Raw genomic sequence first — 13,395 nt, 5'->3', positions numbered from 1 at the left:
GGAGGCAAATATGAATAACGGAAAAGTAGCGGTCGTCAGCGGAGGAAGCCGGGGGCTGGGAAAAGCGATTGTACAGACGCTTTTGGATGAGGATTACAAAGTAGCCGCTTTCAGCCGCAGTGAATCTGATTTTATTAACACATTGAGAGAGAGTGAAAAGTACCGCGGCCGCTTTTATTGGGAAGCGGCGGATGCGGCGGATGCTGCCGCCATGAAACAGTTTGTTCTTCAAGTATACCGCAAGTTTTCCAGAATAGACGGCTTGGTCAATAACGCCGGTTTGAACCTTGATCAGCTTCTGCCCCTGACCAATGATGAAGACATTGACCGCATCCTCAATCTGAATATTGGTTCAGTCATCAAGCTGACCCGAAACGTTTCCCGTGTCATGCTGAAACAAAATTCCGGATCAATCGTTAACATAAGCTCCATTATCGGCTCAAGAGGATTTAAAGGCACTTCAGTCTACAGCGCATCCAAAGCGGCTCTTGACGGCTTGACGCGAAGCCTGGCCAGGGAGCTCGGGTCTAAAGGAATCCGTGTCAATTCACTTGCGCCCGGTTTTGTGGACACCGATATGACGAAAAATATGCCGGAAAAACAAAAATCGCAGATTATCAGAAGGACGCCGATGGGACGTTTAGGCGAAACAGACGATATGACCGGACTCGTTCGTTTCCTGCTTTCTCCTGAATCGTCCTTTATGACCGGACAGACAATTGCGATAGACGGCGGATTAACTTGTTAAAGCACAGAAAAATTCTTTTGTACAAGGGATGGTATCCTCATGAAATGTATTAACGAATTTTTAAGAACGGTAATAGCGCAAAAGCTGGGTGCCGAGGTGACCGAAGCAGAAGATAAAACCGCTTTTTTTACTCTTGGCGTGACGTCTCTCATCAGTGAAGAAATCATGACCATATTGCATAAAGAATTTACCGGCCTTTCTGAAACGCTGCTGTTTGAATATCCGAACATTGAGAAATTGAGTGAGTTTTTAAGTGCGCAGAAACGAAATCCCGAAAGCGTTCTTGAATTCAAAGAAACGGAGCCTGATACGGGAAGTCGGCAGGAAGAAGAATTGCTTCCTGTACAGGCGGCTGAAAAGGTGCCTGAACCGGGAACGGACGGCAGCTCTGATATTGCGGTTATCGGAATGAGCGGGATGTTTCCGAAAGCGGAAAACCAGCATGATTTTTGGACCAATTTAATAGAAAATAAAGATTGTGTCTCCGAAATCCCAGAGGATAGATGGGACAGCTCTTATTACTCGGAAGAGAAAACGGCAGAATACGCGTCATACAGTAAATGGGGAGGTTTTATTGATCATCCGGATCAATTTGACCCGCTGTTTTTTTCTGTTTCCCCGTGGGAAGCTGATTTAATGGACCCTCAGCAAAAATTGTATGTCACGTGCTGCTGGGAAGCAATGGAGGATGCCGGTTACGGGAACCCGGCGGCGAGGCCGACGGATCAAATCGGTGTATTCGCCGGAGTGACCTGGAATGAATATTCATTAATTGCACACGAAGAAGGTTTCCTCAAAGATCAGTACAAAGGCCCCGGCTCCTTATATTGGGGCATTCCGAACCGGGTTTCTTATTTCCTTGATCTCCATGGCCCGAGCATCGCTGTTGATACGGCGTGTTCTTCATCGCTTGTCGCCGTCCATCAGGCTTGTCAGGCCATTATGTCGGGCGACTGTGAAATGGCGCTGGCCGGAGGCGTCAACCTCAGCTTACATCCGCAAAAATACATGTTTTTAAGCCAATCGCATTTTCTGTCTTCTGAAGGAAAATGCCGCAGTTTCGGTGAAGGCGGAGACGGTTACGTGCCCGGCGAAGGCGCGGGAGCCGTTTTGTTAAAACCATTGAAAAAAGCGATTGCGGACAAAGACCACATCTACGGTGTCATTAAGGGGTCCGCCACTAATCACGGCGGCAAAACGACCGGGTATACGGTGCCGAATCCGGAAGCGCACCGGGACTTGATTTTATCCGCTCTAAACAGAGCCGCGGTAAGTCCGGCGGATATCAGCTACATTGAAGCTCACGGAACCGGCACGGCGCTCGGCGATCCGATTGAGATACGCGGCCTGTCTATGGCATTTGATAAACAGACCGATGAGAAAAATGACTGCGGAATCGGCTCGGTGAAATCCAATATCGGACATTTGGAAGCGGCTGCAGGGATCGCCGGTTTAATCAAGGTGCTTTTAAGCATGAAACATGAAACGCTTCCCGCCAGTCTGCACTCCGAGGAACTGAACCGCAAGATTTCTTTTTCTGATTCGCCATTTTATATCGTTCGAAACAACCGGCCGTGGCCGGCTGAAGGAGATAAACCGAGAATCGCCGCAATCAGTTCATTCGGCGCAGGAGGCTCTAATGCCCATCTGATCGTAGGTGCTTATCAGCCAAAACGGCAAGCGGACAAGAATACTGAGCAAAAACCGCATGCTGTCGTATTAAGCGCACATTCCGAACAGCAGCTGAAAGAATATGCCGGGAAATTAAGCTCCTTTCTTGCCCGATTGGAAAACCTGCCTTCTGCCGGCGGATACAGTCTGGAAAATATCGCTGCCACCCTATTGTCAGGCAGAGAGCCTTTCTCCTTCCGGCTTGCTGTCATTGCATCATCCCTTTCTGAGCTGAAACAGCGATTGGACGGATTTGTAAGCGGTCACAGAGACGAAAGGCATATTTACTTCGGAAAAGCGTCACCCGGGCGGCCGGACGTTTCAGGCCAATCCGTTTCAGATCCTGAGAAATTTGCCGCGCTGTGGGTGAAAGGTCTTCAAGGTTGCAAAAAGCCGGAAACGCCGTATCAGAAAGTTCCGCTTCCTACGTACCCGTTTTTAAAGGAAACGTCCTGGCTGACCGATCAAAAAAAGCGGTATACAAAAAAGCCCCAAAATACCAAAAGGCGTGAAGCGCTGCATCCTCTGCTTGATGAGAATATTTCATCCGCCCGGAAAGGGATGTTTCAAAAGATATTTTCCAAGGATGAATATTTCTTTAAAGATCATTTAGTGAACGAAAAATATGTGCTTCCCGGAGTCTGTCATCTGGAAATGGCGGCATACGGCGCGGGATTGTGGGGAGAACGCCCGGTCGTCTCTCTCCAAAATGTGTGGTACATGGAGCCGATTGTGACAGGGACAGACCTAAGATCCGTCATGATAGAGTTTGAAGCGGAAAAAGAGCGTATAAGTTATGTTATTAAAGAAAAAGGAGCGGACGGCATCCTCTTTTCGCAAGGAGAAGTGATTTGTAAAGAAAAAGGAGCGTCTTTTGAGGCCCCGGCTTTTCAGCTCCCGGCGCCATTTGCGCAGAGAACGGAGCCGAAAGACATCTATCACTCGTTCTCTGAGGCGGGAATCGTGCAAAAGGACAGTTTTCAGGTCATCCGCGAGTTCTCTTATACAGAAAGGAAAGCACTGGCCAAATTAACGCTCCCGTCACACTTGGAAGCCGATTTTAAACAGTACATCCTACATCCGTCCTTAATGGATGGCGCTGTTCAAACTGCAATGGCGCATGTGCTGCAATTTCAAAAAGAGCCTGCGCTTATCGTACCGTTTTCCTTCGGAGAAATACAGCTGCTTGAACCGTTAGCGAAAACCGTATTTGTGCATGCGGAGGTAAAAGCGGCCTCCGTTCACCAATTTGATCTGCATATTTGTGATGAGCGCGGCGTGTTGCTGGCGGCAGTGAAAGATTTTATCATAAAAGAGGTGCAGGAAAGCGCCGGGTTTAACCAAAAAGCCGGCGTCACGCCGAAGAAAAGCCGTGAAACGGAATTGCTTATGACACCGGTTTGGAACACCGTCACCATTCCGGAAACCGGCATGTCTTTCATGCGTGAAGAAAAAATAATCGTCATCGGGGCCGGGCCGGATGTTCAGCAGGCTTTGAAAGAGATGTATTCCGATGTCCGTTTTCCGGACATCACTTCTTTGGACAGCGCGGAACAAATGGCTGAAACACTGAAAGCGCAAGATTCTTTTCAACACATGATATGGGCGGCGCCGGATCATCCCATTCCATCCGTTTATGATGCGGATACGGCCGAGGGACAGGAGCACGGGGTCATGCAGCTTTTCCGGCTGATAAAAGCGCTTCTGTTTCTGAATTTTGACACGGAACAACTATCATTGACAATCTGCACGTTTCAAGCACAGCCGATTCATGAACATGATGAGGTCAATCCGAGTCATGCAAGCATACACGGATTAGCGGGATCGCTCGCAAAAGAATACACCAATTGGAGCATCCGGCTTCTTGATTTGGAATCTCAAAGGGGAGACCGGCATCTTCCCCATGTCTTCTCTTTACCGGCGGACCCCGAGGGAAATCCGTGGGTCTTTCGTGCAGGTCAGTGGCACAGACAGCAATTGGCCGTCTGCCGGCCTCATGCAGATGAGCCTTCATTATACCGGCACGGCGGGGTTTATGTGATTATCGGCGGAGCAGGCGGAATAGGAGAAGTATGGACTGAATATATGATTCAGACCTATCAGGCGAAAATTGTCTGGATCGGGAGACGGAAAAAAGATACACAGATTGAAAGAAAGCTGAAAAGACTTGCAGCTTTAGGTCCCGCACCGCAATATTTCAGCGCGGATGCCGCGGATTATGACTCTCTCAAACGGGCGTATGACACCATTGTGAAGGAAAATGGAAAGGTCCGCGGAATCATTCATTCCGCCATCGTGTTATCAGACCAAAGTTTTGCCAATATGGAAGAGGATCAGTTCCGCGCTTCACTTTCTGTAAAAACTGATGTGAGCTTGCAGATTGCCCGGGTAGCTGAAGGGGAACCCCTGGATTTCTTGCTGTTTTTCTCTTCGATGATGTCGTTTCAAAAAGCGCCGGGACAAAGCAATTATGCCGCCGGGTGCACGTTTAAAGACGCTTTTGCTAAGCGGATCTCCCAAAAAGCGCCGTATGCCGTAAAAGTTGTCAATTGGGGCTTTTGGGGAAGTGTCGGCGTTGTCGCTTCAGAACAATACCGGAAACGGATGGAGCGGGACGGAATCGCTTCTATTGAGGCGCCCGAAGCGATGAAAACGCTGGAAACCCTGCTTTCCGGACCTCATGACCAGCTGGCGCTGATCAAAACGACAGATCCGCTTTTTATGAAGGACGATCTGAAAGAACAAGTAACGGTTTATCCGGAAAAGATTCCTTCCGCACTCGGACAATTAGCGGTTAACATCACGCAGAATGACGAAGCTGAGCGGTTAAAAGCATCAAGTGTCATGAGCTGCATGAGAGAGATGGAATCCCTTATTGAAAAAATGCTTGTATCAACCCTTTATGAGATGGGAGCCGGGCTTGATCAGGCTTTGCCGTTATTTCAATCGGCTGCCGGCATAACGGAACAATACAGCAGATGGCTGAAAGAGAGCTTTGTCCTCCTGAATACATTAGCGCTTGCTCCGGAAAAAACGGATTTAGGGCAGGTGTGGGAGGAATGGGAGCGGAAAAAAGAGACTTGGCTGCGCCAGAAAGACATGAGGGCGCATGTCAGATTGGCAGAAGAGACATTGCGTGTGCTTCCAGACATTTTAACCGGTAAGCTTCCGGCAACGGAAGTGATGTTCCCTGACTCCTCCTTCCGTCTTGTGGAAGGCATTTACCGCAATAATATCATTTCTGATTTTTTCAATGACAAGCTTGCTGACACATTGATTGCAGTTCTGCGGGAACGTCTGGAAAAAGACCCGCAGGCGAAAATCCGCATCTTAGAAATCGGAGCCGGAACGGGCGGGACGAGCGCCGCGGTCATGAGAAAATTGAAACCGTATGAAGCGCATATTGCCGAATATTGTTTCACGGATATTTCTAAAGCATTTCTTTTACATGCAGAAGACATATTCGATCCGGAATATCCTTATGTCACTTATAAAATATTCAACGCTGAGCAGCCGGTATCAACAGAAGCGCCGGACATCGGCACGTATGACGCAGTGATCGCGACCAATGTGCTTCATGCGACAAAAAATATCCGCTCTGCGCTGCGCCATGCGAAAGCAATGCTGCAAAAAAACGGCCAGCTGTTTATAAATGAGATCAACAGCCGCACCATATTCAACCATGTGACGTTCGGCCTTCTTGAAGGCTGGTGGCTGTATGAGGATCATGATTTACGGATTCCGGGCTGTCCGGGGGTTGAGCCGGCCGGCTGGGCGGAAGCGCTTTCGCTTGAAGGATTCGTCCATCCTCTGTTTCCGGCTGAAGCCGCACACGACTTAGGCCAGCAGATTATAGCGGCTGAAAGTGACGGAACGGTCAGGCTTGCCCTCCCGCAGGCGTCAGAAGAAAAGCCGGAGCGCCGTCCGTATGACGCAGATGGTCTTTCGGATGATACCTTGCATTTCAGCCTGAGAGAAAAAAGCGTTGAACTGATGAAGAAGGTCATCGGTGAAGCGCTTAAAGTGCCGGCGCATCGTCTTTTATCCCATGAACCTTTAACCGCATACGGATTGGATTCCATACTGGTCGTCAGACTGACCAACGCGTTAAAAGACGTCTTCGGTTCTGTCAGCAGCACTTTGTTTTTTGAATATCAAACCATTGATGAGCTTGCTGATTACTTTCTGTCTTCCCGTAAAGAAGCGCTCGAGCGGCAATTCGGGAATGGACCGGCTCATCCCGAAAACGCCGGACGGGTGCAGGCTCCCGCAGAAAGCGCCGCGCCGATTCCAAACGTAAGAGAACGGGGCATCACATATCTGACGGAATTAATAGGAAAAACGCTGAAGATTCCGAGCGGGAGAATGGATCCGTCGGTTTCCTTAACCGCATACGGTTTGGATTCTATTCTGGTCGTCAGGCTCACGAATGCTTTTCGTAACGTGTTTGACCAAATGACCAGCACCCTCTTTTTTGAATATCAGACGATAGAAGAAATTGCGGATTACCTGCTTCTTTCTCAGCGGGGAGCATTTATGAAAGCGATGGGTGTGCGTGAGGAGCAGCTGTCTGATCACACAGATAATCTGAATGTAAAACAAAACAAGATTCCTCAAAACGAGGAAGGCAGCAGGACGAACGGAGATCCCTATATCCGGGATATCGCTGTCATCGGTTTGTCAGGCCGGTATCCGGGCGCCGATCACGTTAATGAGCTGTGGGAAAATGTAAAAGCCGGCAGGCATTCTATTACTGAAGTGCCGAAAGATCGCTGGGACTGGAAAACGTTTTATAACGAGGAACGCGGAAAATGGGGGTCCATTTATTCAAAATGGGGCGGTTTTCTCGATGACATTGATACATTTGATCCGCTGTTTTTCCGTATATCTCCCGCGGAAGCTGAAAGGATGGATCCGCAGGAAAGATTGTTTCTGCAGACTGCTTATTCAAGCATTGAAGATGCGGGGTACACCCCGGCCGCGCTTTGTGACAGCCGGAAAATCGGAGTCTTTGTCGGTGTGATGAACAGCAATTACCCGACAGTTCCCAGCGACTGGTCTATCGCAAACAGAGTATCGTTTTTGTTCAATTTCCAAGGGCCGAGTATGGCTGTGGATACAGCATGCTCTTCTTCTTTAACAGCTGTCCATCTCGCCGCAGAAAGCCTGCGGAGCGGAATGAGTGAAACAGCGATTGCCGGCGGAGTCAATCTTATCGTTGATCCGGCCCACTATGAGCGGCTGTCCGCTTTTTCAATGCTGTCTCCCGGTGATAAATGCAAATCTTTCGGAGACGGTGCGGACGGTTTTGTTGACGGTGAAGGAGTAGGGGCGATTGTGTTAAAGCCGCTTGCTCAAGCGGAGAAAGACGGCGATCATATTTACGGCGTTATCAAAGGAAGCATGCTGAACGCAGCAGGCAGGACAAACGCTTATATGGTGCCGAATCCGAAAGCGCAGTTTGATCTGATCGCAGAGACGTTGAAACGGACAGACATTCACCCGAGAACGGTCAGTTACTTGGAAGCGCACGGAACGGGCACTGCGCTCGGTGATCCGATTGAAATCGACGGGTTAACGAAAGCTTTTCGCCTGACAACAGAAGACCGGCAGTTTTGTTCCATCGGTTCCATTAAATCAAATATCGGACATTTAGAAAGCGCTGCCGGGATTGCGGGGATCACCAAACTGCTTCTGCAATTGAAACATAAGAGGATTGCCCCTTCATTGCATGCGGCGGAATTGAATCCGAATATTGAGTTTGAGCACACTCCGTTTTTCGTACAGCAAAAAGAAACGGAATGGAAACGACCTGTCTTGAATATCACGGGTGAAATGAAGGAATATCCGAGAATTGCCGGCATTTCCTCGTTTGGAGCAGGAGGTTCAAACGCGCATGTCATCATTCAGGAATATGTGCCGTCTGACAGCCTGAAACCAATGGAAACCGCAGCTGTTTCTCCGCAAAAACCGGCTGTTATTATTTTATCAGCGCGAAATGAGCACCAATTGACAGAGCGCGCCCGCCAGCTTCTGGATGATGTCATAAGAAAAAAACGTTCTGACGGGGATTTGGCCAAGATCGCTTACACGCTTCAGGCGGGAAGAGAACCGATGGCTGAGCGGCTTGCATTTACGGCCGAGTCGATAGAAGAACTGAAAATGAAGCTTATGAGTTTCTCAAACGATCATAATATCGAACATGCTCATATCTGGCGGGGCAGGACAGCCAAACATCATTCATTGGCGGCTTCGCTCACTTCTGATGAAGATATGGCGCTTACCATAAATGCCTGGCTGAAAAAAGGGAAATACGGAAAGCTGCTTGACCTTTGGGTTAAAGGACTTGACGTCGATTGGTCAGCTCTTTATCAGCGCAACCCGGGCCGCATCAGTCTCCCGGCCTACCCTTTTGCCAAAGACCGATATTGGGTGACAAAAGCTGATGTGTCACTTGACAAAACAGGCTCAGCGGAAAGTGAGAAAGCAGCCAGACTCCACCCGCTGCTCCATGCGAATACATCGACCTTTACCGCCCAGCGTTTTACTTCTGTTTTTTCAGGGCATGAACCGTTTTTTGCCGATCATATCGTCAATGGAAAACCGGTGCTTCCGGGCGCAGCTGCTTTAGAAATGGCCCGGGCCGCCGTTACACTTGCCGCTGAAGACTTGCCCGGCGGGAAAACGGGTGTCCGGCTCAAACAGATTGTTTGGCTCCGGCCGGTGACGGCGCTTTCTGAAGGAGTGACGCTTCATGTAAAACTTCAGCCGGAAGAAAACGGAGACATCGCTTTTGAAGCGTATGCCGAAGGGGAAGAGCCGCTTGTCTTTTTCCAGGGAAAGGCCGTGCTCGAAGAGACGGAGCGTGCTCCTGTACTCGATGTGGAAGCGATTCAGGCGCGCTGCGGCGGCCGGCGTATGTCAAAGGCTGAGTGCTATGAAGCGTTCGACAGCCTCGGCATCACCTACGGACCGTCGCATCAGGCGCTTGACGCCGTCTATGCCGGAAGCGGAGAAGTGCTCGCAAAGCTCATTCTCCCGCCGTCCGCCCGCGAAGAAAAGGAGACGTTCATCCTGCATCCGAGCATGCTGGACGCCGCCCTTCAGGCTTCTATCGGTCTCGTGCTCTCGGACGGTTCCGCGTCCGGACGGCCGTTTCTGCCGTTTGCCCTCCAGGATATGCAGGTGTTTTCTGCGTGCCGTGAGACGATGTGGGCGGTGCTTTCCTCAGCGGAAGGCGCCTATCATATTGAGCTGTGTGACGAAAACGGCGCGGTATGTGTCCGATTGACGGGACTCACCGCCCGTTTTCTGGAAGAGGAAACGGAGGAAAAACCGCTCTTGCTTCAGCCAAAGTGGCAGGAATCACCGCCGGATGAAGGCGGCGGACAAGAAGCGTCTTTCAGATACGTGACGCTGTATGGCGGAATGAATGCTGAGGACATAAGCGGCGCCGTATGTGCGGCTGACAGCGAAGGTCCGATTGAAGACCGTTATAACGCCTGCGCGGCGGAGCTGTCAGCGATCGTCACGCGTCTTATCAAAGAAAAGCAGAAGAAAAAAACGCTGATCCAGCTTCTTGTCCCCGACAGGGGGGAAGACAATGTATTGGCGGGGCTGGCCGCTTTTCTGAAAACGGCTCACCTTGAACATCCGAAGCTGTACGGCCAAGTCATCCAAGCCGATCCGGACGAGTCAGCATCATCGCTTCTTGCCAAGCTGAAAGAAAATCGGGCGCATCCTGAACAAGCGGAAATCCGTTATGAAGCCGGCAAACGTCTCGTCAGAAACTGGCGTCATCTGCCGGCGCCTCAAAGCGGCGCCGTTCCGTGGAAAGACGAAGGGGTCTACCTCCTCACGGGGGGAGCGGGCGGCATCGGACTGATTTTCGCTGAAGAAATAGCCTCCCGCGTCAAAAACGCCGTCCTCATATTAACGGGGAGGGCGGAAGCGCTTGATGAAGACCGCTCCGCCCGCTTACGGCGCTTGGAAGCGTCGGGTGCCCGCGTATTTTACAAACCGGTTGACGTGACAGACAAGGCGGCGGTCATCGCCCTCGTCCGCGGCATACAGGAGGAGCACGGAACACTTGACGGGATCATTCACGGGGCCGGCGTGATCGCCGACAACTACATTCTGAACCAGACAGAAAACGAACGGAAGACCGTCATGGCGCCGAAAGTGAAAGGGCTTATCAATCTTGATGAAGCAGCGAAAGATGTGCGGCTGGACTTTTTCATTCTGTTTTCTTCCTTGGCGGGAGGCATGGGAAATCCGGGGCAGGCCGGTTATGCGGCAGCCAACGCATTTATGGATGTTTATGCAGCCCGCCGAAACCGTCTCGTGCGGGACAACGAGCGGAGCGGGCAGACCCTGTCCGTCAACTGGCCGCTTTGGAAAGAAGGCGGTATGCGCGTGGACAAAGAGACCGAACGGCTGATGTACGAACAGACCGGAATGAAAGCCATGCGATCGACCTCAGGCATCCAAGCGCTTTACGCCGCTTTTGCCTCCGGAGAACACCAGGTCATGGTGGCAGAAGGCGACGAAAAACGGATTCGAAAAAACCTGATGCCTGAAGCGCCGGAATCGTCCCGTAGCATTCATGTGTCAAGGAAGACGCACGTCCATCTGCCAAATAAAGTACAAGCGGAACTCAAACATATGATATCAGGCATTCTGAAGGTGAAAGAAGACGAGATAGATGCTGAATCAGAGATGAGAGATTATGGATTTGATTCGGTTTCATTCACGCAGTTTGCAAATGAACTAAATAAAATGTATGGGCTTGAACTGACACCGGCCGTGTTTTTTGAATACCCGACAGTCTTTAGTTTTGCCCAATACTTGCTGACGGAACATCCGGATACATTCGGCTCACAGGCAGAAACAGAAACGGAGAAACCGGTTGTGCGTAAAAAAATGAAGACGGAGCCATTCTCGATTCCGTCCCGCCTTCCTAAAACAAAAACCGCAGCTGCACCTGAGCCCGTGGCGATAATCGGAATCAGCTGTGCATTTCCAATGGCTGAAAATCCGGAAATGTTTTGGGAGAATTTAGCCGGAGAAAAGGACTGCATTTCTGAAATACCGCCGGAACGCTGGGACTGGAGACAGTATTACGGAGATCCGCAGAAAGATAAAAATGCGAGCAATGTAAAGTGGGGCGGCTTCATTGATGAAACCGCTCAATTTGATCCTTTATTTTTCGGTATTTCTCCGCATGAAGCCGAAATGATGGATCCTCAGCAAAGACTTTTAATGATGCATGTATGGAAAGCGATTGAAGATGCCGGCTGCTCTGCCAAAAGCCTGTCAGGTACAAATACAGGCATTTTTGCAGGCACGGCAAACAGCGGTTACGCTCAGGAAGCTTCAAAGTTCCATATAGAGATTGAGGGTTCTTCCGCCGCCGGAACGGTTCCGTCAATCGGTCCGAACCGCATGAGCTATTTTCTGAATATACATGGGCCGAGCGAACCGATTGAAACCGCCTGTTCAAGCTCATTGGTCGCCATTCACCGTGCGGTCAGGGCAATTCAGGCCGGAGACTGCGGCATCGCGATTGCAGGAGGCGTCAATGCCATTGTGTCGCCGGATATGCATATCAGCTTTAATAAAGCGGGAATGCTCAGTGAAGACGGGCGCTGCAAAACATTTTCCGATCAAGCGGACGGGTATGTCAGAGCTGAAGGTGCCGGCATGATTGTTTTGAAAACATTATCCGATGCGGAACGTGACGGCGACCGTATTTATGCCGTTATTCGCGGAACGGCGGAAAATCATGGCGGACGGGCGGCTTCCCTTACATCGCCGAATCCGAAAGCACAGACAGAAGTCATGATAAAAGCGTATCAGCAAGCGAACATCGACCCCCGTACAGTGAGTTATATTGAAGCTCACGGCACGGGAACGGCGCTCGGAGATCCGATAGAAATCAACGGACTCAAAGCGGCTTTTGCAGCGCTTTATCAGAAAGCCGGAGTAACGGCGCCCGATCAGCCTCATTGCGGCCTCGGTTCCGTCAAAACGAATATCGGCCACACAGAGCTTGCCGCCGGCATGGCCGGGCTTTTAAAAATTATTTTGCAGATGCAGCACAAAACGCTCATTAAAAGTCTGCATTGTGAAACCGTTAATCCGTATATCAGCCTCGACGGCAGCCCGTTTTATTTCGTCCGCGACACTCAGCCGTGGAAAGCGGCGACTGATGATAGCGGAAATGAACTGCCGCGGAGAGCGGGTGTCAGCTCGTTCGGATTTGGCGGTGTCAATGCTCATGTCGTGCTCGAAGAATATGTTTCTCCTGTTGAAGAGAAACAATGGACGTCCGGTGAACTTCAGCCGTCCTTATTCATTCTCTCGGCAAAGACGGCGGAACAGCTGAAGGAACGTGCGGAACAGCTGCGCAGATATTTGGAAAAGTCACATTCAGCTGACGGAGCTCTTGCGGGTATCGCTTATACGCTTCAGCTTGGCCGGGATGAAATGGAAGAGCGCCTTGCCGTCATTGCTGAAACAAAAGAAGAGCTTACGAACGCGCTGAATGATTTCCTCAGCGGCAAGGAGACGGGGCAGAATTTCTTTACAGGCCGGAACAAAGCGATGAAACAGCTGTTTACAGAGATGACGGACAACGCAGAAATGAGCGGAACCGTAGATCAATGGATGGAAGCAGGAAAGTATGCAATACTTGCAAAATTATGGGTGCAAGGTTTACATGTCGACTGGAATAAATTATATCCGGACGAAAGGCCAAAAAAAGTCAGCCTGCCCGTCTATCCTTTTGCGAAAACACATTGCTGGATACCGCACAGTGCGCAGCATATAAGGCACCGGGAGACTTACGAGACTGATACGTCCCCGCTTGAGACTTATGAGCGCCTGCTAGATGAATTGGAGAAAAACGAAATAAGCATAGAAGCCGCTGTAAAAAGAACGATCGGTTTTTACAGGGATTAGCGTAATGGAGGAAA

General features: G+C 50.3%; 2 protein-coding genes. Both read left to right on the top strand.

The features are described 5' to 3' along the window. The first annotated feature begins 10 nt into the window (after window positions 1–10). Complete coding sequence (locus NYE38_RS11655) at window positions 11–748, top strand: SDR family oxidoreductase (protein ID WP_014418315.1); 738 nt, start codon at window positions 11–13, stop codon at window positions 746–748. Between the two features lie 39 nt (window positions 749–787). Continuing rightward, entirely contained in the window at window positions 788–13,381 is a 12,594-nt protein-coding gene (locus tag NYE38_RS11650; RefSeq protein WP_340802494.1) for a type I polyketide synthase, read from the top strand. Window positions 13,382–13,395 lie beyond the last annotated feature (14 nt).

The organism is Bacillus sp. EU63 (genome assembly GCF_038592915.1).
GTDB lineage: Bacteria > Bacillota > Bacilli > Bacillales > Bacillaceae > Bacillus > Bacillus velezensis.
The sequence above is the reverse complement of the archived record's forward strand: the minus strand, read 5'-3'. Positions and strand labels throughout refer to the sequence as shown.